Origin of the sequence: Agrobacterium sp. ICMP 6402, from assembly GCF_009498615.1 — a bacterium.
Lineage (GTDB): Bacteria > Pseudomonadota > Alphaproteobacteria > Rhizobiales > Rhizobiaceae > Agrobacterium > Agrobacterium burrii.
Genome location: NZ_QSNV01000010.1, coordinates 166,759 through 192,513, shown reverse-complemented (window position 1 = coordinate 192,513; position 25,755 = coordinate 166,759). Strand labels below are relative to the sequence as shown.

Sequence of the window (25,755 nt, the reverse complement as noted above, 5' to 3'; positions counted from 1 at the left end):
ATAAAAACAAAACAGGTGAGGACGACACTTCATGGCGGCGGGTAAGAACTTGACGGTCAATGGCGACCGTCTGTGGGACAGTCTGATGGACATGGCGAAGATCGGCCCCGGCATCGCCGGCGGCAATAATCGCCGCACACTGACGGATGAGGATGGAGAAGGCCGCCACCTGTTCAAGCGCTGGTGCGAGGCGGCGGGCCTGACGCTTGGTATCGACCGCATGGGCACCATGTTCGCCACCCGCCCCGGCGAGGATCCGGACGCGCTGCCCGTCTATATCGGCAGCCACCTCGACACCCAGCCGACCGGCGGCAAGTTCGATGGCGTGCTTGGCGTGCTGGCCGGGCTGGAGGTGGTGCGCAGCCTGAACGATCTCAATATCAGGACCAGACACCCGGTCACCGTCACCAACTGGTCCAACGAGGAGGGCGCGCGTTTTGCGCCCGCCATGCTGGCATCCGGCGTCTTTGCCGGCATCCACGATCTCGATTACGCCTATAGCCGCACCGATACTGACGGCAAGACCTATGGCGACGAACTGAAGCGCATTGGCTGGCTGGGCGAGGAAGAGGTCGGCGCGCGTAAAATGCACGCCTATTTCGAATACCACATCGAACAGGGGCCGATCCTCGAGGCGGCGCAAAAACAGATCGGCGTCGTCACCCATTGCCAGGGCCTGTGGTGGCTGGAGGTGACGCTGACCGGCAAGGAAGCCCATACCGGCTCCACCCCGATGGCCATGCGCGTCAATGCCGGCCTCGCCGCCGCCCGCATTCTCGAAAAGGTGCAGGAAGTGGCAATGGCCCACCAGCCGGGTGCGGTGGCCGGCGTCGGCCAGATGATCTTCACCCCCAATTCCCGCAATGTGTTACCGGGCAAAGTGGTTTTCACCATCGACCTCAGAACCCCCTCGCAGGCGAAACTCGACAGCATGCGTGCGATTTTCGAACGTGAGGTGCCCCAGATCGCCGAAGAACTCGGCGTCGGCTGCACCATCGAGGCCATCGGCCATTTCGATCCCGTCACCTTCGATCCGGTTCTGGTCGGCCGCGTGCGCGCCGCCGCCGAAAAACTCGGCTACAGCCAGATGGACATCATCTCCGGCGCCGGCCACGATGCCTGCTGGACCGCAAGGGTCGCCCCCTCCACCATGATCTTCTGCCCCTGCGTGGACGGGCTTTCCCACAACGAGGCGGAAGAGATTTCGCAGGAATGGGCAAAGGCCGGTTGCGACGTGCTGCTGCATGCGGTGCTTGAGACTGCGGAGATCGTGGAATGATCGTACCCACGATGGCAGGCCCCCTCATCCGGCCCTTCGGGCCACCTTCTCCCCGGCGGGGAGAAGAAACACGCGGCAGTGTTTTCGCCCCTCTCACCCACGTCGCAAAAACCTGCGACGGTGCCTCACATTTCTTCTCCCCGCCGGGGAGAAGGTGGCCCGAAGGGCCGGATGAGGGGGCAAGGGTCATGGCCGATCACATCGGTAAAAAAGCATCGAAGCGCCATTCCGGCAAAACCACCCAGGCCCGAAAGCTCCGCCATGACGAAACGGATGCCGAATACCGCCTTTGGTACGAACTGAAAAACCGGCGGCTAAACGGTTTCAAATTCAGTCGGCAAGTTCCTCTCGGCCCTTACATCGCCGATTTTGTCTGCCGCGAAAAAAAGCTGATCGTCGAACTGGACGGGTCGCAGCACGCCTCTTCCACGCACGACCGGCAACGAACGCTCTGGCTGAACCGCGAGGGCTATGCGGTTCTGCGCTTCTGGAACCACGAAATTTTCGAAGAGCTCTCCTCGACGCTCAACACCATCCTCGCCGTCCTGAACGCCGAGAGTTTCCTGCCTGATCATCCCGACCGTTATTCGCCAGCCCTCGCTACCGGGAACACGTAACCATGACCGCCACCATCATCAAAAACGGCACCATCGTCACCGCAGACCTGACCTACAAGGCCGATGTCAAAATCGAAGGCGGCAAAATCACCGAAATCGGGCCTGATCTGACCGGCGGCACGATCCTCGATGCCACCGGATGTTACGTCATGCCCGGCGGCATCGATCCGCATGTGCATCTGGAAATGCCGTTCATGGGCACCTATTCCGCCGATGACTTCGAGAGCGGTACGCGGGCGGCGCTGGCCGGTGGCACCACCATGGTGGTGGATTTCTGTCTGCCCGAACCGGGGCAATCGCTTCTCGACGCGCTGCAACGCTGGGACAACAAGGCGACGCGAGCCAATTGCGATTATTCCTTCCACATGGCCGTCACCTGGTGGGGCGAGCAGGTCTTCAACGAGATGAAGACGGTGGTTCTGGAAAAGGGCATCAATTCCTTCAAGCACTTCATGGCCTATAAGGGCGCACTGATGGTGAATGATGACGAGATGTTCGCCTCCTTCTCGCGCTGCGCCGAGCTGGGCGCCATTCCCTTCGTGCACGCGGAAAACGGCGATATCGTCGCGCAGATGCAGGAAAAGCTGATGGCGGAAGGCAATATCGGCCCCGAGGCCCACGCCTATTCGCGGCCACCCGCCGTGGAAGGTGAGGCCACCAACCGCGCCATCATCATCGCCGATATGGCCGGCGCGCCGCTTTATGTCGTCCACACCTCCTGCGAGCAGGCGCATGAAGCGATCCGCCGCGCCCGGCAGAATGGCATGCGTGTTTATGGCGAGCCGCTGATCCAGCACCTGATCCTCGACGACAGCGAATATGCCAGTCCCGACTGGGATCACGCCGCCCGCCGGGTCATGTCGCCGCCGTTCCGCAACCGCCAGCATCAGGACAGCCTCTGGGCGGGTCTGGCGTCAGGTTCGCTGCAATGCGTGGCGACCGATCATTGCGCCTTTACCACCGAGCAGAAACGTTTCGGCACCAGCGATTTCCGCAAGATACCCAACGGCACCGGCGGGCTGGAGGATCGCATGCCGCTGCTCTGGACCCACGGCGTGGCGACCGGCCGCCTGACGATGAACGAATTCGTCGCCGTCACCTCAACCAACATCGCCAAGATCCTCAACATCTATCCGAAAAAGGGCGCGATCCTCGTTGGCAGTGATGCCGATATCGTCGTCTGGGATCCGGCACTGAAAAAGACCATCAGCGCAGCGAGCCAGCAATCGGCCATCGACTACAACGTGTTTGAGGGACAAAAGATCAGGGGGCTGCCGCGCTTCACCCTGTCGCGCGGTCTCGTCAGCGTGGAGGAAGGCAGCATCGAAACGCAGCCGGGCCACGGCCAGTTCATCCCCCGCGACCCCTACCCCGCCGTCAGCCGGGCGCTTTCCACCTGGAAAGAACTCGTTTCGCCGCGCCGGGTGGAACGCAGCGGCATTCCGGCATCGGGCGTGTGATCATGAACACTGAAGCAAAACGTGAAATCATCATCGCCGCTGCCGTTCTTTTAAACGAGCGGCGGCAGATGCTGGTGGTGCGCAAGCGCGGCACCACGCAATTCATGCAACCGGGCGGCAAGATCGACCCGGGCGAAACACCACAGCAGGCGCTTCACCGCGAACTTGCCGAGGAAATCGGCCTGACGTTGCCAGACCATGCCGTTCGTTACGAAGGTGTCTTCCGGGAGGAAGCCGCCAATGAGCCGGGGGCCGACGTCGTTGCCCATGCTTTTATAGCCAGACTTCATACCGAGGTTCTGCCGCAGGCGGAAATCGAGGAAGTGCGCTGGCTCGATCTCGACGCCAAGCCCGATCTGCCGATCGCCAGACTCACCGAAACCCGCATGCTGCCATTGGCGCGCGCGGCCCTGACGGAAAGCGAAACCAAGCCACGATGAAGCCGGCCTCCCCCTATTCCGTCGTTTCCGCCAAAAATCTCGGCCTCACCTTCGAAACGGGAGATGGCCCGGTGCATGCGCTGTCCAATGTCGATCTCGAAGTCGGCAAGGGCGAATTCGTCTCCTTCATAGGCCCGTCGGGTTGCGGCAAGACTACCTTTCTGAGGGTGATCGCCGATCTCGAAAAACACACATCGGGAGAGATCACCGTCAACGGCACGACGCCGGAAACCGCCCGGCAAGACCGATCCTACGGTTATGTCTTTCAGGCCGCAGCCCTCTATCCCTGGCGCAGCATCGAAAAGAACATCGCTTTGCCGCTCGAAATCATGGGTTACACCAAAGCCGAGCAGCGCGAACGCATCGACCGCACGATGGACCTCGTCAACCTCAACGGCTTCGGCAAGAAATACCCCTGGCAGCTTTCCGGCGGCATGCAGCAACGCGCCTCCATCGCCCGCGCGCTCGCCTTCGATGCCGACCTGCTGCTGATGGACGAACCCTTCGGCGCGCTCGACGAAATCGTCCGCGATCATCTGAACGAACAGCTGCTGAAACTCTGGGATACGACCGGCAAGACCATCTGCTTTGTCACCCATTCCATTCCGGAAGCCGTTTATCTGTCGACGAAAATCGTCGTCATGTCACCGCGGCCGGGGAGAGTGACTGACGTGATCGAGTCTACTCTGCCGAGGGAGAGGCCGCTTGAAATCAGGGAAACGCCGGAGTTTCTGGCGATTGCGCATCGCGTGCGTGAGGGGCTGAAGGCGGGGCATAGCTATGAGGGGTGAGGTCAGCGCCAGCATTACCCCCCTCTGCCCTGCCGGGCATCTCCCCCACAAGGAGGGAGATCGGCAAGGAGCGCTACCAATGCTCTTTCCACAGGCGTTGAGATGGCCGAAACATCGCCGCGAGTCGATCTCCCTCCTTGTGGGGGAGATGCCCGGCAGGGCAGAGGGGGGTAAGCCTCACCCACAGGTCACCGCTAATCATCACCCTCGATGCACGCAGCGGAGCGAAAAACAATGACCCTCCTCCGCCACCGCCTCCTCCCAATCCTCACCGTCCTCCTCGCCATCCTCATCCTCTGGCACATCGCCGTCATCTATCTCAACATGCCCTTCGCCCGCGATCAGGCCACCCGCGCAGGCCAGACATTGAGCTTCTCACAACTCCTGCCGCAAACCTTCGCACAGGAACGCCCGGTCCTCCCCGCCCCCCACCAGATTGCCGCCGAACTGTGGGACACCACCGTCAACAAGGCGATCACCTCCAAGCGCAGCCTCGTCTATCATGCCGGCGTCACGCTCTCCGCCACACTGCTCGGTTTCGCCATCGGTGCGGTCCTCGGCATCCTGCTTGCCGTCGCCATCGTGCATAACCGCGCCATGGATCGCTCCGTCATGCCGTGGATCATCGCCAGCCAGACGATCCCCATCCTCGCCATTGCACCGATGATCATCGTGGTGCTGAATTCCATCGGCATTTCCGGGCTGCTGCCCAAGGCGCTGATCTCCACCTACCTGTCCTTCTTCCCCATCGTCGTCGGCATGGTGAAGGGGCTGAGAAGTCCCGAAACCATCCAGCTGGACCTGATGCACACCTATAATGCCTCGCCGGGCCAGATTTTCTGGAAGTTGCGCTGGCCTGCCGCCCTGCCCTATCTCTTCGTCTCGCTGAAAATCGCCATCGCGATTGCGCTGGTCGGCGCCATCGTCGGCGAATTGCCGACAGGGGCCGTCGCCGGTCTCGGCGCGCGCCTGCTCTCCGGCTCCTATTATGGCCAGACGGTGCAGATATGGGCGGCGCTGTTCATGGCAGCCGGTGTCGCCGCCCTATTGGTCTCCATTATCGGCATCGCCCATGCCGCAGTCCTCAAGCGAATGGGAGCAAGACCATGACGAACCCCGGCTGGTTTATCGGCGCGATCCTGTTCTGGCTTGCCGCCTGGGCCGTGAACGAATGGCTGGTGCGCCGCAGGTTCTCCGCGCCCGCCGCAAAGCGCATCAGCGACATCGCCGTGCCGCTGCTTTTCGGACTTGCCCTTTTGGCGCTCTGGGAAGGCATCGTGCGCGGCTTTGCCGTGCCGCCCATCCTGCTGCCGGCCCCCAGCGCCATCCTAGCCCGTCTTCTCGGCTCTCTGCCGATCCTCTGGGCGGATTTCCGCCAGACATTCCTTAAATCCGTGCTGACGGGCTATGTGCTCGGCTGCGGCCTTGGCTTTGCCGTCGCCATCCTCATCGATCGTTCTCCCTTCCTCCAGCGCGGACTGCTGCCCATCGGCAATTTCGTCTCCGCTTTGCCGGTGGTCGGCATCGCGCCGATCATGGTCATGTGGTTCGGCTTCGACTGGCAGTCGAAAGTCGCCGTCGTCGTCATCATGACGTTTTTCCCGATGCTGGTGAACACGGTGCAGGGTCTTGCCGCCGCAAGCCACATGGAGCGCGACTTGATGCGCACCTATGCCGCCGGCTGGTGGCCGACGCTGGTGAAACTGCGCCTGCCCGCCGCCTGGCCGTTCATCTTCAATGCGCTGAAAATCAATTCCACGCTGGCCTTGATCGGCGCCATTGTCGCGGAGTTCTTCGGCACGCCCATCGTCGGCATGGGTTTCCGCATTTCGGCGGAAATGGGCCGCAGCAATGTCGATATGGTCTGGGCCGAAATCGCTGTCGCAGCGCTGGCAGGTTCGGGCTTTTATGGTCTTGTGGCGCTCGCAGAGCGGGCCGTCACCTTCTGGCATCCGTCCGTCCGTGGGGGACGAACGTAAATAACGAAAAAGGGAACAGCGATGAAAATGAAACTTGCATCCATGCTTCTGGCCGGCGCGTCACTGATGACGGCGGTGAATGCGCAGGCCGCCGACAAGGTGACCCTGCAGCTGAAATGGGTGACCCAGGCGCAATTTGCCGGTTATTACGTCGCCAAGGACAAGGGCTTCTATGAAGCCGAAGGCCTTGATGTCGATATCAAGCCGGGCGGCCCGGATATTGCGCCTGCGCAGGTTCTGGCCGGTGGCGGTGCTGACGTGATCGTCGACTGGTTGCCATCCGCACTCGCCACCCGTGAAAAGGGCGTGCCGCTGGTCAATATCGCCCAGCCGTTCAAATCCTCTGGCATGATGCTCACCTGCCTCAAGGAAACCGGCATCACCAAGCCTGACGACTTTAAGGGCAAGACGCTCGGCGTCTGGTTCTTCGGCAATGAATATCCGTTTCTGTCATGGATGGCGCACCTGAAAATCCCGACCACCGGCGGGGCTGATGGCGTCACCGTTCTCAAGCAGGGCTTCAACGTCGATCCGCTGTTGCAAAAGCAGGCCGCCTGCATTTCCACCATGACCTACAATGAATACGGGCAAGTCCTCGACGCCGGCATCAAGCCGGAAGACCTCGTCACCTTCAAATATGAAGACGAGGGCGTGGCGACGCTGGAAGACGGGCTCTACGTTCTCGAAGACAAGCTGAAGGACGCCAAATTCAAGGAGGACATGGTCAAATTCGTCCGTGCCTCGATGAAGGGCTGGAAGTGGGCGGAAGAAAACCCTGACGATGCCGCCGGTATCGTTCTCGAAAACGACGCCTCCGGCGCCCAGACCGAAAAGCACCAGAAGCGGATGATGGGCGAAGTGGCAAAACTGACTGCCGGTTCGAAAGGCGCGCTCGACAAGGCGGATTATGAGCGCACCGTCAAAACCCTGCTCGGCGGCGGGTCCGATCCTGTCATCACCAAGGAACCCTCCGGCGCTTACACCACCGAAATCACCGATGCGGCGCTGAAATAGTCAAATCGAACCCGAAAGCATGAAACGCGCGGCCCTGTCCGCGCGTTTCTTTTTTCACTGGTAACCTATTTGACCAATTACAATATCCAGACCTATACAAAAATGTATATCAACCATCGTGGCTATGCGGATTGATTTGCACGACAACAACAATTAGAGTCCGCCCCACAAGACTGCCAAATTTGATCTTGTAGAAAAAGCACAAGGGCAATGTGCTTAAGGTTCGCGTTGAGGGGCGTTTGAATCGGGAGGATCGAAAAGGAAGTATTGTGATCCCTTGTTTCACATTCGCTATCGCATGACCTATTAAAACACGCCTTACGGCTGCAGGACATGCGATCGGATATTGCGCGAGCCAAGACACATGCAGCATAAATTTACCTTCAACCGCTTTGTTTTACTCCTTCTTTCCGCAACGGCACTGCCTTTTTCGGCTGCCGCCGAAGGCGAAGCGCAGGCACCGGCCAAACAGCAGAATCTGCCCTCCATCATCGTGGCGCACGCCGCAAAACGCGATCTCGTCGACCGCATCATCGCGACAGGCACGATCCGCCCCGTGGACGAGATTTACGTCCAGCCGCTGGTTGACGGCCTGTCGATCGATACGCTGAATGCCGATATCGGCGACCGGGTGGAAGCCAATGCGGTTCTGGCCGTGCTCTCCTCCGACAGCCTTGTGCTGCAAAAGAGCCAGCTTGAGGCCAACAAGGCCAAGGCCGAAGCCTCCGTCACCCAGTCGAAGGCGCAGGTTCTGGAAGCGCAGGCCAATCTCAACGACGCTATCCGCCAGCGAGACCGGGCCGCCAAGCTCGGCCAGAGCGGCTCCGGTTCCGTCTCCGAGACGGAAAAGACCGAGGCCGCCGCTCAGGTGGCGCAGGCCCGGCTCGAGGCCGCCAAACAGGCCGTTTCCGCTGGCGAAGCAGATATCAAGGTCGTTGACGCGCAGATCGACGACATCGATCTGAAGCTGACGCGCACGGGCGTGAAAACCCCCGTGGCCGGCATCGTCTCTGCCAAGAACGCCAAGGTCGGGGCCATTGCCAGCGGTTCCGGCAACCCGCTTTTCACCGTCATCAAGGATGGTGCGATCGAACTCGTCGCCGATCTTTCCGAAACCGATATTCAGAAGGTCAAGGCCGGCCAGAAAGCCTATTTGACGGTTGCCGGCGGAACCCAGAAAATAGAGGGCAAGGTGCGCCTCGTTTCGCCGACCGTCGATCCGACGACGCGCCTCGGCTCCGTGCATGTGGTGCTGCCGGAAAACAGCCCGGCACGATCCGGCATGTATGCCAGCGCCGAGATCATCGTCGAAGAGACGAACGCGCTTGCCCTGCCGCTATCGGCCGTCACCTCCGGACGCGAAGGCTCGACCACCCGCAAGGTGGAAGGCGACGTCGTCAAGCAGGTGAAGATCGAGACCGGCATAGAAGACAGCGGTTTTATCGAAATTGTCAGCGGCCTTACCGCTGGAGACAAGGTTGTCGAGAAAGCTGGAGCATTCGTGCGTGATGGTGACCGGATCCGACCGGTCGAGGCCCAGACGGCTGCGTCCAACTGACTGAGGGAATGAAATGAACTTCTCCGCATGGTCAATCCGTAACCCGATTGCGCCGCTTCTCGGCTTCGCGCTGTTGATGATCCTCGGCATGCAGGCCTTCAAGACCCTGCCGATCACCCGTTTTCCGAATATCGACGTTCCCGTCGTTGCCGTCACCGTGACCCAGAGCGGCGCTTCGCCCTCCGAGCTGGAAATGCAGGTGACGAAGGAAATCGAAGACGCCGTCGCCGCCATCAGCGGCGTCGATGAAATCCAGTCCACCGTGGTCGACGGCCAGTCGACGACAACAGTCGTCTTCCGCATCGAAAAGCCGACGGAAGAAGCAGTTCAGGACACGAAGGACGCCATCGACAAGATCCGCAGCGATCTGCCCTCCGATATCGAAGTGCCTGTCGTCAGCAAGATCGACGTCGAAGGCCAGGCGATCCAGACCTTTGCCGTTTCTTCGCCGAACATGACACTCGAAGAACTGTCCTGGTTCGTCGACGACACGATCAAGCGCTCGCTGCAGGGCCAGTCCGGCATCGGCAAGGTCGACCGTTACGGTGGTGCGGACCGCGAAGTGCGTGTTTCGCTCAGCCCCGAAAAGCTCGATGCCTACGGTATCACCGCGAGCGAGGTGAACAGCCAGCTGCGCGGCACCAATATCGATCTCGGTTCCGGCCGCGGCCAGATCGGCGGCAATGAGCAGACGATCCGCACACTCGGCGATACGCGCGACGTGACGCAGCTTGCCAACACCACCATTGCGCTCTCCAACGGCCGCTTCGTCAAGCTTTCCGAACTGGGTACGGTGGCCGACACCTATCAGGAGCAGAAATCCTTCTCACGGTTCAACGGCAACCCCGCCGTCACCTTCTCAGTGTTCCGCTCCAAGGGCGCAAGCGAGGTCTCGGTCGCCGAAACCGTGGCGGAAAGCCTCGAAAAGGTCCGCAAGGATCATCCGGAAGTCTCGATCCAGATGGTCGACGACGCCGTCTATTTCACCTATGGCAACTACAAGGCGGCGCTGGATACGCTGATCGAGGGCGCCATCCTCGCCATCATCGTCGTCCTGCTGTTCCTCAGGAACTGGCGCGCCACGCTGATTGCCGCCGTGGCGCTACCGCTTTCCGCGATCCCGACCTTCTGGATCATGGACCTGATGGGCTTTTCTCTCAACCTCGTCAGCTTCCTGGCCTTGACGCTCGCCACGGGTATTCTCGTGGACGACGCCATCGTGGAAATCGAGAACATCGCCCGACATATCAAGATGGGCAAGACGCCGTATCGGGCAGCACTGGAGGCCGCCGACGAAATCGGTCTCGCCGTCATCGCCACCAGCTTCACCATCATCGCCGTCTTCGTGCCGGTGTCGTTCATGCCCGGCATTCCCGGTCAGTACTTCATCCAGTTCGGTCTGACGGTTGCCTTCTCGGTGTTCTTCTCGCTGGCGGTGGCCCGCCTCATCACGCCACTGATGGCGGCCTATCTGATGCGTGCCGAAGACGCGATGGACGACCATCACGACAATGACGGCCGCCTGATGAAGGCCTATACGCGCATGGTTTCCGCCACCACCCGCAAATGGTGGGCACGTTACCTGACGCTCATCGGCGCCATCGGCTTCCTCGTCGCCTCCGTCATTCTTCTCGCCGGCGTTCCGGGCAGCTTCCTGCCGCCGGACGACGCTTCGCGCGTGACGCTTTCGGTGGAACTACCGCCCAATGCGACGCTTGACGAAACCGACCGGACAACGACCGAGATCTTCCATGCCATCCGTGACATCAACGGCGTGGAAAGCGTCTTCATTCTCGGCGGCGCGTCGCCCAAGGGCGATCTGGAACTTCGCCGCGCCACCGTCAACGTCATCCTCCAGCATATCGACCACTCGCTTCTGAAGGTGCTGGTCAACAAGGGGCTGGGCTCCATTCCGCTCATCGGCCAATATCTTCCGAAGGTGGAAGAAAAGGGCCGCATCCGACCGCAATGGGATGTGGAACGGGATATCTTCGCCAAGGTCCGCACCATTCCGGATGTGCGCATCATCAAGCTGAACGACCGTGCGGAACGCGAACTGAGCTTCAACTTCCTGTCGTCGAACGAGAAGGACCTGAACGACGCCGTCGGCATTCTCGAAAGCCGCCTGCGCGCCTCGCCCATCCTCGCCAATGTCAGCTCGGAAGGCGCCTTGCCGCGTCCGGAATTGCAGATCCGCCCGCGCAAGGATGAAATCGCCCGCCTCGGCATCACGCCGCAGCAGATTTCGCAGACGGTTCGCGTCGCCACCATCGGTGATATCGATGCGCTGCTGACGAAGATCTCGCTCGATGACCGGCAGATTCCGATCCGCGTACAGGCGTCCATCGATACCCGCCGCGATCTCGCCACCATCCGCGCCCTGAAGATCAAGACCGCATCCGGGTCGCTGGTGCCGCTCTACAGCGTTGCCGATATCGACTATTCGGAAGGTCCAAGCTCGATCAAGCGCAACGACCGCAACCGCGTCGTCTCCATCGGCTCCGACGTGCCGTTCGGCACGGCGCTCGATACATCGACGGCCGAGTTCAAGCGGATCGTGGCGGAAACCAAACTGCCGGCAAGCGTCCGCCTGGCGGAAAGCGGCGACGCCAAGGTGCAGGGTGAAATGCAGCAGGGCTTCGTTAACGCCATGCTGCTCGGCCTGCTGCTGGTGCTGGTGGTGCTCATCCTGCTGTTTAAGGATGTCATCCAGCCCTTCACCATCCTGTTCTCGCTGCCGCTCGCCATCGGCGGCGTGGCCGTCGCGCTCATCATCACCCAGAACGCGCTGTCCATGCCGGTTCTCATCGGTATCCTGATGCTGATGGGCATCGTGACGAAGAACGCCATCCTCCTGGTAGACTTCGCCATCGAAATGCGCCGTCATGGCATGGAACGGGTGCAAGCCATGATCGAGGCCGGTCGCAAACGCGCCCGCCCGATCATCATGACCTCCATCGCCATGTCGGCAGGCATGTTGCCTTCGGCACTCGGCGTCGGCGAAGGCGGCTCGTTCCGCGCGCCGATGGCAATCGCGGTCATCGGCGGCATCATCGTCTCGACCGTGCTGTCGCTGATCGTGGTTCCGGCCTTCTTCCTGATCATGGACGACCTGTCGCGCCTGCTCGCCCACCTCTTCGGCCGCTTCGTCGGCAAGAAGGAAGAGGAGGAAGAGGCTCTCTCCAACGAGAAACTCTCGGAGATCGCCCGCGAAAACAGCCTGGCGCTCTCCTCGCTGGAGGCCCGCGTCGCCGGCATGGAAAAGGGCTCGGGAGACAAATCCAGCGACAGGGGCAGCAATATATTGCGGCTGCCGCCGCTTGCTGCGGAGTGAAGCTTGCAAAATGAAGATTGAAACGCCGGGCCTTGTGCCCGGCGTTCTTATTTTGCGCAATGCGTCGCCGCTTGCTTCTTCTCCCCAAGGGGGAGAAGGTGGCCCAAAGGGTCGGATGAGGGGCAACGGCAGAGATTTACGGGGAGCTTGCCCCCTCATCCCGCTGCCGCGACCTTCTCCCCCTCGGGGAGAAGAAATATGCCGTACTCGCCCGCTCCATATTTGACCTTCTGTCTGGAGCACGAGTGGCCCGGCCATATTGCCAAAACCCGTTTGATCGAAATCAATTCGCTTTTCAGGTGAACTGCTAATCTCCCTCGCATCGGGAATTGCCGGTCGAAGGATAATGCGATGAGTTCTTTGCAGATAGGCGTGAGAGAGACGGAACATCCCCGGTTTCGTATCGCTGCGGACAGCCCGGCAAAAGGTTTGAGCGGGAGCCGGATGGACGTGAACAAGACCGTGAAGCTGAGCAACAGGGACAGGAACATTCTGCTGCGCGCGCCCTTGATCGGGATAGCGGATGACGCAGTGGCGTTGAAGCTGATGGAGGCGGCGACCATCATCAATGTCAACGCCCGCCATGTGCTCTTCAAGGAAGGCGAAGCGGCGCAGCATTTTTATTGCGTTCTGTCGGGTTATGTCCGCCTTTACCGGCTGGACAGGCATGGGCGCGAGGCGGATGTGCGCGTCAGCGGTCCGGGCGATACGTTCAACGAATGCCTGATTTTCGGCAGCGACAGCTATCGTTACGGCGCGCAGGCGGCGGAAAGCTGCACGGTGGCGCGTTTTGATCTGGCGAGAATCCGCACGTTGATCGATCAGGAACCGGCAATCGCCAAGGCCGTCATGCGCTGCCTTTCCAACAGCCTGCTCGGCACCATGGATTGTATCGCCAACGACCGGCTGCAGACAGCACCACAACGCGTCGCCCATTATCTCATCAATCAGGGCCCGCGCGACGCGACATCCTTTTCGATGCGGCTGCCATTCCAGAAAAGCCTGCTTGCCGGCAAGCTCGGCCTTGCGCCGGAAGCTCTGTCGCGCGCCTTCTCGGCGCTGAAAAAATCAGGCGTCACCGTGCGTGGCCGCATCGTGCAGGTCAATGACGTCGCCGCATTGAAGCAGATCTGAAGATAGCGGGAGAGGAAGAAAGGCGGGATGCCAGCCGGCAGCCCGCCTTTCGCCATTCCGGAAAGGGCAGATCAGCCCGGCTGCAGCACAAAGCGGAAGCCATCGCCCTGCCGTTCAATATGAAAAAACCCGCCGAGATGGCCGCCGGACACCAGCCAGCCGTGATCGGCCGCCTCCGCCAGCGCCGCAAGACGGGTGGCATAGGCAAGTTCGGAATCGATATCGTAAACGAAAGCGATTTCAGGATCGTCAGCCTGCAATCCGCTGACATGCAGCACATCACCCCACAATAACAGCCGGTTATCGCCGTTGCCGATGAGATAGCCGGCATGCCCCGGCGTGTGGCCGGGCATGGAGATCGCCTCGATATCCTCGGCAATCATGCCCATGGGGATCGGCCGCAGCATGGCACCGCAAATGTCGAGCAGCCGGGCGGCGAGATCGAAACCGCCCTGCCGGGCAGGCGGCAGGCTCTTGCGGGCATCCGCACTGGTGAAAAAGCCGAGATCCGCCTCCGGCACCCATATTTCCGCATTGGGAAAATAGGGCTTTTCGCCATCAATGAGGCCAAGCGCATGATCGCCGTGAATATGGGTGAGGATGACACGCCTCACGTCGGCCGGCTGAATACCGGCGGCGATCATCGCCGCGCGGGCATGGCCATAGGGGGCACCCCAGGCCGTGCCGCAACCGGCATCGACCAGCCAGATGCCATCAGGACCGGAGAGCGCGAAACAATTGACGTCCACATCCACCGTCTCGCCTTCAAGCCCGTCGAGAACCGCGGCCAGCGCCGTCTCGCCCTGCCGATGGATGAGATGGCCGACGGGCGCCTTGTAAACGCCATCGACAAAACGGGAGACAGCATAGGGGCCGAAATGAAGAGGCGTATTCATGGCTCAGAGACCACCCTGCTCTTTCAGGAAACCGACGATGCGCTCCACACCGTCACCGCGCTTCATATCGGTGAAGACGAAGGGCATGGCATTGCGCATGCGGGTCGCATCATTGTCCATGACAGTCAGATCGGCCCCGACATAGGGTGCCAGATCCTTCTTGTTGATGACCAGCAGGTCGGAGCGGGTGATGCCCGGCCCGCCCTTGCGCGGAATTTCCTCGCCCTGGCAGACGGAGATCACATAGATGGTGATATCGGCAAGATCGGGCGAAAAGGTCGCGGCGAGATTGTCGCCACCGGATTCGATGAAGACGACATCAAGATCGGGAAACCGCGCATTGAGCCCGGCAATCGCCTGCAGATTGATCGTCGCATCCTCGCGGATGGCGGTATGCGGACATCCGCCCGTCTCGACGCCGACGATACGTTCCGACGGCAGCGCCTGCATGCGCACCAGCGCCTCAGCGTCTTCCTTGGTGTAGATATCATTGGTAACGACGGCGACGGAATAATCAGCGCTCATCGCTTTGCAGAGCTTTTCCGTCAGCGCCGTCTTGCCCGAACCAACCGGCCCGCCAATGCCGACGCGCAGCGGGCCATTGCCCGATTTCATGCCCGATTTCACGACTGTGTTTCCTTCACTATGCTTCGGTCCTGTCTCACCATATCTCCTCCGCTTATCGCTTCAAGATAAGCAAGAACCGTGCCGCCTGTTTCTTCTCCCCACCGGGGAGAAGGTGGCCCGACGGGTCGGATGAGGGGGCAACGCCAGCAATATACCGAGAGCTTACCCCCTCATCCCGCTGCCGCGACCTTCTCCCCCCTCGGGGAGAAGAAACAAGCGGCATACACTCGCTCCATCAATGCCGTAGCTTTCAAGAACGGAAAAGCCGCGTGCCCTGCATCTCGTGGCGCATCGCCGCCGTATCGGCGAGGATCGTGGCGCTGCCGAGGTCATCGAGCGTGGATTGCGCAGCCCGCGCCGCCATCTCCGCAATCACCGCCTCGCTTGCGGCCAGAATGGCGACGCCATCCTTCTGGCCTGCCACGCCGAGGCGGATGCCGGCCGAAACCAGTTGCGAGACCCCGGCATGTGCGAAAGCGGCAAGCGTTTCCTGAAGCGGCACCGCATGCGCGGCGGCCACGGCCCCGACGGCGACAGGATATGGGCACTCCTTCGGCAATAGTTCCAGAACCGCATGCGGCCATGCGCCGGCAGCGGCAACGAAGGCATCACCCAGGAGCACCGTTTCGCGATATCGCTCCGCCGAGCCGGCCAGCGCCCGCGCCAGGGTGGCCGTTTCATTCAGGGCGGCGGCATCGGTGCCCCTGCGCCAGCCTTCCGCCAGAAACACCGCATCGTTCCACAGGCTGCCGTGGCGCAAAAGCGTCTCCACCCAGCCGTCCAGTTCAGCGGCATCGCAGACACGCCGGTCCTCAACCGCCTTTTCCAGCCCGCCGGAATAGGAAAAGCCACCAACCGGAAAGGCTGGCGACAGCCAGGCCATCAGCCGCAGCAGCGCGGCAACGCCGCGATCGTCGCTCACGGATCAGCCGTGATCGTGATGGTGGCCATGGTCATGCCCATGGGAATGACCGCCATGGGCGTGATAGGCGCCACGAACCGGCTGGAAAGGTTCTTCCACCTCGCGCACCGTGGCGCAGAGACCTTCGAGCATGGCGCGGATGACGTGGTCGCGCAGGATGAGGATACGCTCCTCCTCGATCTGCGCGGCAAGATGCCGGTTGCCCAGATGCCAGGCAAGCCCGATCAGGTGAAGCCGATCCTTCGGCGTGATTTCAAACAGCTTTTCAGCCGCAGCCCGAACCTCGATCAGATCACCGTTTTCCACCACGAGAAGATCGCCATGGGCAAACAGCACGGCTTCCTTCAGATCGAGCATCACCATCTCGTCATTTTGCAGATGCAGCAGCTTGCGGCGCAGATGCCGCTGGTCATGCGCCAGCGTGACATAACCGGAAGGCTCATCGCCAGGGGTTCCGGCGGGATGGTAAGAGGTAACGCGCAGCATGGGATGATCCGTTCGAAAACTGTCTTGGGGTTTCGATTTTTGACGGATAGGCGCGGGGATTTCAAGAAGCGATTTCGGGGCACGCGTGCCTCGGAAAAGGAAAAGCCCGGCATCGCTGCCGGGCCTTCACAAAATAACAAACCAATCAGGCCGCAGCGCGGCTTTTCAGGTTTTCCAGAATGTTCTGCGGCGAGGAAACGCCGTAAGGGTCGGATTCGCAATTGTCCTGATAGCCCTCTTCCTCGAACCACTGCTCGACAAGACCGTCATTGATGACGGCGGCGTAACGCCAGGAGCGCATGCCGAAACCGAGATTGTCCTTGGCGACCAGCATGCCCATCTTGCGGGTAAACTCGCCCGAACCATCCGGAATGACCTTGACGTTTTCGAGGTTCTGGCCCTTTGCCCAGGCATTCATGACGAAGGCATCGTTGACCGACAGGCAATAGATTTCATCGACGCCGAGCGCGCGGAATTCACCCGCCAGCTTTTCAAAATCGGGCAGCTGGAAGGTCGAGCAGGTCGGCGTGAAGGCGCCGGGCAGCGAAAACAGGACGACCTTCTTGCCCTTGAAATAATCGTCGGAGGTCATGTCCTGCCAGCGGAACGGGTTGGGGCCGCCAACGGCCTCGTCACGAACGCGCGTGCGGAAAGTTACGGCGGGCACTTTTTTGCCGAGCATGTCTTTTCTCCTGATCTGTCTCAATTTCTGGTGTTTTACGCAGATCGCTTGGGATCAATCCGCGCGGGATTCTTTTGCCGTTTCCATAACGCAAGATGCGCTGCGGTGCAGCATAAAAATCGGATTTAAGTCATCGAATGTACGAAATGCCGCATCGGCGGGGGATCAATTGTGGAGATCGACCGACCAGCGCAACAGCGGCGGCAAGGGCGTCCACCAGCCGGTTCGAATACCGGCCTCGCGCAACATGGCGGCCGACCACGTGTTGCAACCGGCAAACGCATTAAACCAGCCATTCGCCTCGAAAAACGCGTCCGTCAAACCATAGGCGGCGCCGGGGACAAGCTGGACCTTGCCGTCATTTCTGACGAAACTTGCCCTGATACCCGCGAGAAGGCGCTGATAACCGGCTTCAGAAATACGAAGCCGTTTCACCCCGGCCAGATCGGCGGGAAAATCCCCCGTCACATCGACATGCATCACCGATTGATCCAGCGTAAACGAGCGCAGCACCGGCATCGGTTTCAGATCTGCCCATGTAGGTGTCTGTATGTAAAACGACCGACCACCCCAGCCGAACACCAGAGTGGCAGCTGCGGGATGGTTGACGGCAATACCGCCTTCCTGCAACTCGGAAAACACCCGCCGCAGATCGTCATCCACCGGCAGGGCAATGTCCGTATGGATCGGGTTCGACAATAGCAGGATTTCGCGATCCCTCACGCCGCTTGCATCATCGGCGAAAAAGGGGCGCGGCACCACAGTGCCGAACACAAGAAGCAGCACGATCAGCAGCACGCCGCCGCCGATCCATCTGAGGACAGTTCTCAACGCAACGCCCCGTTAAAACAGGAAATAACGCTGCGCCATCGGCAACACGGTGGCGGGTTCGCAGGTCAGCAATTCGCCATCCGCCCGCACTTCATAGGTCTCGGGATCAACCTCGATATGCGGGGTGAGTGAATTGTGGATCATCGACGCCTTGGAAATGCCGCCGCGCACGTTCTTCACCGCCAAAAGCTTCTTGGCGACGCCGAGGCGCTGGGCAAGGCCGGCATCCAGCGCCGCCTGTGATACGAAAGTAACCGAGGAATTGGTGCGCAGCTTGCCGTAAGCCGCAAACATCGGCCGGTAGTGCATCGGCTGCGGGGTGGGAATGGAGGCATTGGGATCGCCCATGGGTGCAGCGGCAATCGAACCGCCGAGCAGCACCATCTCCGGCTTCACGCCGAAAAAGGCCGGGTTCCACAAGACAAGATCGGCGCGCTTGCCGACTTCGATGGAGCCGATCTCATGGCTGACACCCTGCGCGATGGCCGGGTTGATGGTATATTTGGCGATGTAGCGGCGCACACGGAAATTGTCGTTTTCGCCGGTCTCTTCCTTCAGGCGGCCGCGCTGGCGTTTCATCTTGTCGGCGGTCTGCCAGGTGCGGATCGCCACTTCGCCGACACGGCCCATGGCCTGGCTGTCGGACGAGATGATCGAAAACGCGCCGATATCATGGAGAATATCTTCCGCCGCAATGGTTTCCTTGCGGATGCGGCTTTCGGCAAAGGCGATGTCTTCCGGAATGGACGGCGACAGATGGTGGCACACCATCAGCATGTCAAGATGTTCGGCCAGCGTATTGACGGTATAGGGCCGCGTCGGATTGGTGGAAGACGGAATGACGTTGGGGTTGCCGCAGACCTTGATGATATCAGGCGCATGCCCGCCGCCCGCACCTTCGGTGTGGAAGGCATGGATGGTGCGGCCCCTGATGGCGGCGACCGTGTCTTCCACGAAGCCGCTCTCGTTCAGCGTATCGGTGTGGATCATCACCTGCACGTCGTATTCGTCGGCGACCGTCAGGCAATTGTCGATGGCGGCGGGCGTCGTGCCCCAGTCCTCATGCAGCTTCAGCGACGACGCGCCGGCAAGGATCATCTCTTCCAGCGGTGCGGGCAGCGAGGCATTGCCCTTGCCGGCCAGCGCCAGATTCATCGGAAAAGCATCGAAGCTTTCGATCATCCGCTCGATGTGCCATGCGCCGGTGCAGGTGGTGGCGAGCGTGCCATGCGCGGGGCCAGAGCCGCCGCCCAGCATGCAGGTGATGCCGCTCATCAGCGCTTCCTCGATCTGCTGCGGGCAGATGTAATGGATATGCGCGTCCATACCGCCGGCGGTCAGGATCCTGCCTTCGCCGGCGATCGCTTCCGTAGAGGGACCGACGATGATCGTCACGCCCGGCTGCGTATCCGGGTTGCCGGCCTTGCCGATGGCGTGGATGCGACCGTTCTTCAGGCCCACATCCGCCTTGTAGATGCCGCTATGGTCGACGATCACCACATTAGTGATGACGGTATCGACAGCACCCTCAGCCCGTGTTGCCTGGCTCTGGCCCATGCCGTCGCGAATGACCTTGCCGCCGCCAAATTTCACTTCCTCGCCATAGGTGGTGTGGTCCTTCTCGATCTCGATGAAGAGTTCGGTATCGGCAAGACGTACCTTGTCGCCAACGGTCGGGCCGAACATGCCGGCATAGGCGGCGCGGGAAATCTTGTAAGGCATGGGCTCAGGCTCCTTGGGATGCGGAGAAAATCGATGTGCGAGAAATTCGTTTGAGCCGGCCCTTGCCCGCCAGGGCTTCGACCAGCTGTTGTTCAGCGGCAAATGGATGACCGCTCCAGCCCTGATGGCCGAAACCGGCAATCGCCACCTCATCACCATCACCGCTGACGCTCTCAAGAACATGGGCGATGGCGAAAAGGCCAGTGCTGGGGCAAACATAGGGTGCGCGCGTATAGGCTTCGAGCGCCGCATCCAGCCTTTCGTGCAGGCCGCGCGGAATAACGATGTGGCTCTTGCCGGTTTCTCGTGCAATGGCGGCAAAGCCAGCGGTATAATCGGCGCAGAAGTCGGTCAGTTCCGGCCAGCGCCGGCGAATATCCGGCTCCATTTCGGCAAACTTTGCGGGATCGCGCACCGACCAGATGGCGGCAGCCTGCCGCACCCCGTCGCTCTCGCGCCAATCGGTGCCTTCAGTCATCTCCCGACCCGGCCGCCCGGTGTTACAGACGGCCACCACATCGGTGCGTGTGCCGCCAGACCCCAGAGACCGGCAATCATTAAAGCGGATGACGATGTCGGAACGGTCGATGAAATCAGCCGCACCCGGCGGCAGTTCCCCGTTTCCGACAATCGTGATGCGCCGCCCCATGCCGTTCAGAAACCCTCGGCAAGCTGGCGCAGTTCTTCGGCGCGCTTGCCGCTCAGATCGGCCAGGCAGGACGAGATCAGCATCGGTTCCATCGAGCCGCCGCGCGCCTGAAAGCCGGAGAGCGCGCAATTGGCATCCCGAAACGCCACCCAGGCGCGCTGCGCAGTCACCAGAGCGTCAGTCGCACCCTTGCCGCTTGCATCCGCCGTCTTGTCGCGCTCGGTGAGCAGCTTGCGCAGCTTCTGATATTCGGCGTTCAGCTGCTTGTCGGCCTTTTCATAGTCCTTGCCGGCGCAGATGGTCATGTCCGCCTGCGTTTCCGGTGCCTTGCAATCCGGTTCGTTCTGCGCGGCAGCCGGCATCGAAAAGCCGGCGGTGACGGTAAGCAGCACAGCCGCCACGAAAAGACTTTTCCGTCTCTCAATCATCATTCAGGCCGCCGCGCCGTCAAAAGCCTGCGGCTTCAACGCCCGAGGATCAACGCCATCAAGACAATTGGCGTTCACCGCCACCATCGGCGTTCCATCCGGCCCATCGGCATAAGCAAAGCTTTCAATGCCGCAGGTGGAGCAGAAAAGATGATGGATTTTATGTTTGTTGAAGAGATATTCGCTCAGCTTGTCCTCGCCGGAAAGCAGGGTGAATTTCTCACGCGGCGCAAAGGCGAGCGTCGAGCCCAGACGCTTGCAGCGCGAGCAATTGCAGACAATGGTATGATCGAGATCGGCATCGACCTCGAAGCTGACGTCGCCGCATTGGCAGCTTCCATGATAATGCGCACTGGCCATCTTATAACCTCCCCATGACCTGTTGACGAAAACCGTAAACCTCACGCTTGCCGGAAAGCGGCACCAGCGTTACTTCCCGCTTCTGGCCGGGTTCGAAACGCACCGCCGTGCCTGCCGGGATATCGAGACGCATGCCGCGCGCCTTGTCGCGCTCGAAAATAAGCCCGGCATTGGTCTCGAAGAAATGGTAATGGCTGCCCACCTGGACCGGCCGGTCGCCGGAATTGGCCACTTCGATCGTCACCGTCGGCTGGCCGGCATTGAGTTCGATGGTGCCCTCTGCGGTAATGATTTCGCCTGGCTTCATGGTGCTCTCCCTTATCTGTCTCAGGCGGCGGTCGCGGCCGCGCAGCCTTCGGCCTTCAGCACGCGCTTCGTTGACGCCGGATTGTTGACGAGCTTTGCCGTCGGGCGGACCGGCCTGCGAACCAGCTCACCGCCGCAATTCGGGCAGGCGCCTTGAAGCACATCCGTCACACAATCAACGCAGAAGGTGCATTCGAACGAGCAGATCATCGCATCCCGGCTGTCGGGTGCAAGATCGCGGTCGCAGCATTCGCAATTGGGCCTCAGTTCCAGCGCCATGCCTTCCCCCTCACCGGATCGGTTCGTGAACGGTCACCAGCTTGGTGCCGTCAGGAAACGTCGCTTCCACCTGCACATCATGGATCATTTCAGCAATGCCTTCCATCACCTGATCGCGTGAAATCACATGCGCACCGGCTTCCATCAGGTCGGCAACGGCGCGGCCGTCACGGGCGCCCTCAACGACGAAATCGCTAATCAGCGCAATCGCTTCGGGATAATTGAGCTTCACGCCGCGCTCCAGCCGGCGGCGCGCCACCATGGCGGCCATGGAAATCAAAAGCTTGTCTTTTTCTCTTGGGCTAAGGTTCATCGTCGTCCCGCAGCTTGCGCACCTGCACCGCAAACCACTGAGGGTTTCGGGGAACAGGTCCGACTTGTTTGACAGACCCCGGAAGGTCGCCTGTCGCGGGCGATCCGGAGGTTACAGATTCCAGACTTTCGGCACTGGCGCGCCGTTTCGCAAGAGCGAAATGATCGGAAAAAGCAATTTTCTGAGGGAGAAACCGTCTGCCGCAGAGACACGCACGACTAGCTTGCCCTGCCATTCGCTGGCACCGCCGCTTTCACCGGCAATAGCCCGAATTTTAGGCAGAAGCGCCTCGGAGAGAGGTCCGATATAAAGCAGCGTCGCAAAGGCCACCTGCCCGGCCAGAACCGCCGTCCTCGCCGTCAGCTCCGCCACCTCGCCCGCAAGCAAGAGTTCTTCGGCATGCACCAGCCTGCCGCCATGACGAATGCGCCAGCGGTCGCGGAACAGGCCATGCGTCATCGCTTCGCCCATGGCTTGACGCCCGAGCAGAACGGCTTCGACGGCGATGAATTCGGAGGAGGCGTCGAGATCGGCTTCCAGCCTGCGGGTCAAGGACGCCCGGTCGAACAGAATGGTTTCCTGCGGCAGCCAGTGCAATCTGGCGCCCGGCCCGGCCGAAACACGGGCGGTAACGGTGGCTGTGCCTGATGATGCCTTATAGACCTTCTCGCAGGCCTGCGTTGTTACCACCAGCGAGGTGCCTGCAGCGGCCGTGGCCCGCCATTCTATTTCGTCTCCGCCAGTCAGCCCGCCGGAGGAGTTGATGAGAATGGCTTCCATCTCATTCGAAAACGTATCCGGCAGGCGGATTTTGGCGCAGCCTTCCTGAAACAGCTGGTCCAGCCGGCTGCGCCCTTCGACGGCTTTGGTTACAATGCGTCCTCTGCCACGGGCGCGCTGCTGCCGGACAGGTTCAGCGTCTTCACAACCGGAAGAGCCGATGGCTTGCTGTTGCTGCTGCACGCGGTCTCCGATGTACTTGCGGAAGCGGACGAGGCCTTGGCGCCACAATCCTTCTTGACGACGGCGTCCACCACCAGCTGCCCTTCCGTGTTGCGGAAGAAATCCCACATTCTTTCGGCCGCATCAACCGTGCGCATCACTTCGCCTGTGGGCATCTTGCGCTCCACCGCGGGTTCGGCCTTCGGCGTCTGCTCGCCACCGGGCTTGCGGGTAACCACGGCGCTCGCGGCCAGCACTTCCGCCTTCATGGTGGCGCGCGGCCAGGCATGGTCCCAGTTTTCGATGACATAGGACTGAATGCGCGCACCGCCCTTGCAGACATCATAGGAATTAACGGTAAAGCTCTCGCCCGGCTTGCTTTTCGCGCCGCCCTTGCAACCGTCCATTTCGGCCCAACGCTTCAGCGCCGTTTCACCGCCATATTGCCAATAGGACTTGCCGCCGCCCTGATAGGGATTGGCAGGATCCTTCAGGCCCGCAAAGGCGATGATCGACATCGGCCGCGCCGGCTGGCAGCTTGCCGTATCCGGTCCCCATTTGCCTTCGGTCTCCAGCGGATAACCGGCGCGCAGCGATGCGACAAAGCCGGCGGCGTTAAAATCCTTGGCTCCGGTGCAGATGAATTGCGACAGCATGCGCCCGCCGCCGGAATAACCTGAACCGTAAAAGCGCTCTTCATCCACGCAGAATTTGCCCTTGACCATGTCAACCGCATTGCGAATGAAGCTCACTTCATCCAGCCCGCCCGGACGCGTGGTAACACCCGGAACATTCCAGGCGTGAGTGCCGGGCATTTCGCCATTAAGGCTGCCCGCCAGCGCCACGACCATCAGACCGTCGCGCTCGGCAAGCTTGTCCCAGCCGCTGCGGTTCAGCTGGCCGTGCGGATTGCTGTTGGAGCCGTGGAAATCGAATACCACCGGCAACGGCTTTTTTCCGTCATAGGCCGATGGAACGAAATAGACGCCGTCGCGTTTCTGACCGTTAGAGAGAATGGAAAAATCATGCCGACCTGGCTCCATGCCGGGTCCGGGAAGCTGACCGCAGGTCGAGGCCGACGCTGCGGCGCCAGCGCTCGCACATATCACAAAGCCCAGAACCAGGGTGCGGGCGGAGCGGAACAGCCGGGCGGCCCGGCCAAGGGCAAAGTCTTGATGCATTGACACGCCTTTATTGGCACTATGTCTCCGACGATACGTCGAAGGTGCATGGAATGTAAGGGATCAACTGTCGCGGCGTGCGAATAGACTTTTCCTGTGTCTCGCATGCAGCATTTGCGCTGCCAATATCACAGCCTTTTATTCAACGAAATACTAAAATTGCGCATAAAAGCCATGCTCAGGCGCATAGGCTTTCAAAATATTAATCGGCCGTTCGCACGCCGTGATCGGCGCGCAGCATTTTTAGTCTCGATTTATACTGTCAAATGACGCCGCGCTTCCGGTGTATCCAGCGTTTCAGCCATCCCCTCATGCACGATTTCACCGCGATCCATGATGTAGACGTAATCTGCAAGTTCACGGCAGAAATCCAGATATTGCTCGACCAGCAGGATCGCCATGCCGGTAGAATCGCGCAGATATTTGATCGCCCGGCCGATATCCTTGATGATCGATGGCTGAATGCCCTCGGTCGGCTCATCTAGGACGAGGATTTTCGGCCGCGTCACCAGCGCCCGGCCAATGGCAAGCTGCTGCTGCTGGCCGCCGGAGAGATCACCGCCGCGCCTCCCCAGCATGATTTGCAGCACCGGAAACAGGCTGAAAATATCGTCAGGAATGAAACGCTCCTTGCGCGGCAGCGGCGCATAACCGCTTTCGAGGTTCTCCTGAACGCTGAGCAGCGGAAAGATCTCCCGCCCCTGCGGCACATAACCGACACCGCGCTTGGCCCGGTGGTACGGCGCCAGCCCATCCAGCGGCGCGCCGCCGAAACTGATCGAGCCGGCACTGATGGCGTGCTGGCCGGTCACGGCGCGCAACAGCGAGCTTTTGCCGACGCCGTTGCGGCCGAGAACGCAGGTGATCTTGCCCATCTCCGCATTGAGCGACACGCCGCGGAGCGCTTGCGCTGCGCCGTAGTGGAGGTTGATGTTTTCGACTGTCAGCATGTCATCCACCTGTTCTAGTTCAGTAATGTTCGTCGCAACGCCTGCAGGGCAAGGTCCTGCCCGGAGGTCTTGTCACCCCCCACCCGGCTTACCTCTTCGGCAATATCGATCAGTTGGCGTCTCTCATCGAAATCGAGCGCATTTGCCCACAAATCGCGAAATCTGCGGATAGGGTCTTCGGGATTAACGACATTTCTGGACGCCCATTCTCCAAAGACGATCACTTCCTCCATATCCGCGGGCGGGATGATGCCTTTCATCCTGTCGCGAACGACATTTTTGGCCATGTCGAGATACATCGGCTTTTCGTTCGCAAGGCACATGAAGAATGCCACCGCAGCAATGGCGGGATCGCGGATGGAGGCTATCGGAGCAACTTCGGCCTTCTTGCGAAACGATCTGCGCTTATAGGCGCCGCGCATTTTCTCGACGGTATCGATGATTTCGCTACCTGCCTCACGCACCATCTTCAACCGCCAATACCAGACTGCTGCAGCACCGATTGCCATAACCAGAATTCCAATCAACGCCATTAGATCAACTCCAGATTTTAAATTTTTCAACTTAAATCCGGT

The 25,755-nt window shown here is 60.6% G+C and carries 28 protein-coding genes; 11 read left to right on the top strand and 17 right to left on the bottom strand.

Annotated elements, in window-relative coordinates; translation table 11 throughout:
* Positions 1 to 31 precede the first annotated feature (31 nt).
* The 11 genes from DXT96_RS22405 to DXT96_RS22350 all read left to right on the top strand — a co-directional run bounded on the left by DXT96_RS22405 (position 32) and on the right by DXT96_RS22350 (position 13,606).
* Positions 32 to 1,279 (top strand): Zn-dependent hydrolase, encoded by a 1,248-nt coding sequence (locus DXT96_RS22405; protein ID WP_194287707.1) that lies wholly within the window; start codon positions 32 to 34, stop codon positions 1,277 to 1,279.
* A 188-nt stretch (positions 1,280 to 1,467) separates the two neighbouring features.
* The gene (locus DXT96_RS22400) at positions 1,468 to 1,896 is read left to right on the top strand and encodes an endonuclease domain-containing protein (protein WP_153516526.1); all 429 of its coding nucleotides are present in this window, start codon (positions 1,468 to 1,470) and stop codon (positions 1,894 to 1,896) included.
* 2 nt (positions 1,897 to 1,898) lie between these two features.
* Positions 1,899 to 3,356: a dihydropyrimidinase gene (gene hydA / locus DXT96_RS22395; RefSeq protein WP_153516525.1), complete on the top strand. Its 1,458-nt coding sequence runs from the start codon at positions 1,899 to 1,901 to the stop codon at positions 3,354 to 3,356.
* A 2-nt stretch (positions 3,357 to 3,358) separates the two neighbouring features.
* Complete coding sequence (locus DXT96_RS22390) at positions 3,359 to 3,796, top strand: NUDIX domain-containing protein (protein WP_153516524.1); 438 nt, start codon at positions 3,359 to 3,361, stop codon at positions 3,794 to 3,796.
* Positions 3,793 to 4,587 (top strand): ABC transporter ATP-binding protein, encoded by a 795-nt coding sequence (locus DXT96_RS22385; protein WP_153516523.1) that lies wholly within the window; start codon positions 3,793 to 3,795, stop codon positions 4,585 to 4,587. Before DXT96_RS22390 ends, DXT96_RS22385 begins: the two co-directional genes overlap by 4 nt.
* 234 nt (positions 4,588 to 4,821) lie before the next feature.
* Entirely contained in the window at positions 4,822 to 5,697 is an 876-nt protein-coding gene (locus DXT96_RS22375) for an ABC transporter permease (protein WP_153516522.1), read from the top strand.
* Entirely contained in the window at positions 5,694 to 6,566 is an 873-nt protein-coding gene (locus DXT96_RS22370) for an ABC transporter permease (protein WP_153516521.1), read from the top strand. Before DXT96_RS22375 ends, DXT96_RS22370 begins: the two co-directional genes overlap by 4 nt.
* Positions 6,567 to 6,587: 21 nt before the next feature.
* Positions 6,588 to 7,580, top strand: a complete 993-nt coding sequence (locus DXT96_RS22365; RefSeq protein ID WP_153516520.1) for an ABC transporter substrate-binding protein — start codon at positions 6,588 to 6,590, stop codon at positions 7,578 to 7,580.
* A 364-nt stretch (positions 7,581 to 7,944) separates the two neighbouring features.
* Positions 7,945 to 9,138: an efflux RND transporter periplasmic adaptor subunit gene (locus DXT96_RS22360; protein ID WP_153516519.1), complete on the top strand. Its 1,194-nt coding sequence runs from the start codon at positions 7,945 to 7,947 to the stop codon at positions 9,136 to 9,138.
* A 13-nt stretch (positions 9,139 to 9,151) separates the two neighbouring features.
* Positions 9,152 to 12,472 (top strand): efflux RND transporter permease subunit, encoded by a 3,321-nt coding sequence (locus DXT96_RS22355; RefSeq protein ID WP_153516518.1) that lies wholly within the window; start codon positions 9,152 to 9,154, stop codon positions 12,470 to 12,472.
* Positions 12,473 to 12,916: 444 nt separating this feature from the next.
* Entirely contained in the window at positions 12,917 to 13,606 is a 690-nt protein-coding gene (locus DXT96_RS22350; RefSeq protein WP_153516549.1) for a Crp/Fnr family transcriptional regulator, read from the top strand.
* A 71-nt stretch (positions 13,607 to 13,677) separates the two neighbouring features.
* Here the strand turns inward: DXT96_RS22350 and DXT96_RS22345 are convergent, their stop codons facing one another.
* The 17 genes from DXT96_RS22345 to DXT96_RS22265 all read right to left on the bottom strand — a co-directional run bounded on the left by DXT96_RS22345 (position 13,678) and on the right by DXT96_RS22265 (position 25,713).
* Positions 13,678 to 14,502, bottom strand: coding sequence for an MBL fold metallo-hydrolase (locus DXT96_RS22345; RefSeq protein ID WP_153516517.1), 825 nt, complete (start codon positions 14,500 to 14,502; stop codon positions 13,678 to 13,680).
* A gap of 3 nt (positions 14,503 to 14,505) precedes the next feature.
* The gene (gene ureG / locus DXT96_RS22340) at positions 14,506 to 15,117 is read right to left on the bottom strand and encodes an urease accessory protein UreG (RefSeq protein ID WP_065114033.1); all 612 of its coding nucleotides are present in this window, start codon (positions 15,115 to 15,117) and stop codon (positions 14,506 to 14,508) included.
* Between the two features lie 262 nt (positions 15,118 to 15,379).
* Complete coding sequence (locus tag DXT96_RS22335; RefSeq protein ID WP_371418972.1) at positions 15,380 to 16,051, bottom strand: urease accessory protein UreF; 672 nt, start codon at positions 16,049 to 16,051, stop codon at positions 15,380 to 15,382.
* A 3-nt stretch (positions 16,052 to 16,054) separates the two neighbouring features.
* Positions 16,055 to 16,537: an urease accessory protein UreE gene (gene ureE / locus DXT96_RS22330; RefSeq protein ID WP_153516516.1), complete on the bottom strand. Its 483-nt coding sequence runs from the start codon at positions 16,535 to 16,537 to the stop codon at positions 16,055 to 16,057.
* A 145-nt stretch (positions 16,538 to 16,682) separates the two neighbouring features.
* The gene (locus DXT96_RS22325) at positions 16,683 to 17,219 is read right to left on the bottom strand and encodes a peroxiredoxin (RefSeq protein ID WP_153516515.1); all 537 of its coding nucleotides are present in this window, start codon (positions 17,217 to 17,219) and stop codon (positions 16,683 to 16,685) included.
* Positions 17,220 to 17,384: 165 nt separating this feature from the next.
* The gene (locus tag DXT96_RS22320; RefSeq protein WP_149899911.1) at positions 17,385 to 18,050 is read right to left on the bottom strand and encodes a TIGR02117 family protein; all 666 of its coding nucleotides are present in this window, start codon (positions 18,048 to 18,050) and stop codon (positions 17,385 to 17,387) included.
* Positions 18,051 to 18,062: 12 nt separating this feature from the next.
* Positions 18,063 to 19,772, bottom strand: a complete 1,710-nt coding sequence (ureC, locus tag DXT96_RS22315) for an urease subunit alpha (protein ID WP_153516514.1) — start codon at positions 19,770 to 19,772, stop codon at positions 18,063 to 18,065.
* A 4-nt stretch (positions 19,773 to 19,776) separates the two neighbouring features.
* Complete coding sequence (locus DXT96_RS22310; protein WP_153516513.1) at positions 19,777 to 20,421, bottom strand: Urease operon accessory protein; 645 nt, start codon at positions 20,419 to 20,421, stop codon at positions 19,777 to 19,779.
* 5 nt (positions 20,422 to 20,426) lie between these two features.
* Positions 20,427 to 20,849: a lysozyme inhibitor LprI family protein gene (locus tag DXT96_RS22305; protein ID WP_153516547.1), complete on the bottom strand. Its 423-nt coding sequence runs from the start codon at positions 20,847 to 20,849 to the stop codon at positions 20,427 to 20,429.
* Positions 20,850 to 20,852: 3 nt separating this feature from the next.
* Positions 20,853 to 21,209, bottom strand: a complete 357-nt coding sequence (locus tag DXT96_RS22300; protein ID WP_149899908.1) for a GFA family protein — start codon at positions 21,207 to 21,209, stop codon at positions 20,853 to 20,855.
* A 1-nt stretch (position 21,210) separates the two neighbouring features.
* The gene (locus tag DXT96_RS22295) at positions 21,211 to 21,516 is read right to left on the bottom strand and encodes an urease subunit beta (RefSeq protein ID WP_153516512.1); all 306 of its coding nucleotides are present in this window, start codon (positions 21,514 to 21,516) and stop codon (positions 21,211 to 21,213) included.
* Positions 21,517 to 21,536: 20 nt separating this feature from the next.
* Complete coding sequence (locus tag DXT96_RS22290; RefSeq protein ID WP_153516511.1) at positions 21,537 to 21,794, bottom strand: DUF1272 domain-containing protein; 258 nt, start codon at positions 21,792 to 21,794, stop codon at positions 21,537 to 21,539.
* Between the two features lie 10 nt (positions 21,795 to 21,804).
* A complete protein-coding gene (locus tag DXT96_RS22285) occupies positions 21,805 to 22,107 on the bottom strand; it encodes an urease subunit gamma (protein ID WP_006315002.1) in 303 nt (100 codons plus the stop codon).
* A gap of 111 nt (positions 22,108 to 22,218) precedes the next feature.
* A complete protein-coding gene (locus tag DXT96_RS22280) occupies positions 22,219 to 23,070 on the bottom strand; it encodes an urease accessory protein UreD (protein WP_371418971.1) in 852 nt (283 codons plus the stop codon).
* Positions 22,977 to 24,230 (bottom strand): PHB depolymerase family esterase, encoded by a 1,254-nt coding sequence (locus DXT96_RS22275; protein WP_153516510.1) that lies wholly within the window; start codon positions 24,228 to 24,230, stop codon positions 22,977 to 22,979. The genes DXT96_RS22280 and DXT96_RS22275 overlap by 94 nt, the downstream gene beginning before the upstream one ends.
* Before the next feature lie 254 nt (positions 24,231 to 24,484).
* Positions 24,485 to 25,180: an urea ABC transporter ATP-binding subunit UrtE gene (urtE, locus tag DXT96_RS22270; RefSeq protein ID WP_153516509.1), complete on the bottom strand. Its 696-nt coding sequence runs from the start codon at positions 25,178 to 25,180 to the stop codon at positions 24,485 to 24,487.
* A 14-nt stretch (positions 25,181 to 25,194) separates the two neighbouring features.
* Positions 25,195 to 25,713 carry a hypothetical protein gene (locus DXT96_RS22265; RefSeq protein WP_153516508.1) on the bottom strand — a complete coding sequence of 173 codons (519 nt, stop codon included), beginning with the start codon at positions 25,711 to 25,713 and terminating at the stop codon, positions 25,195 to 25,197.
* Positions 25,714 to 25,755 lie beyond the last annotated feature (42 nt).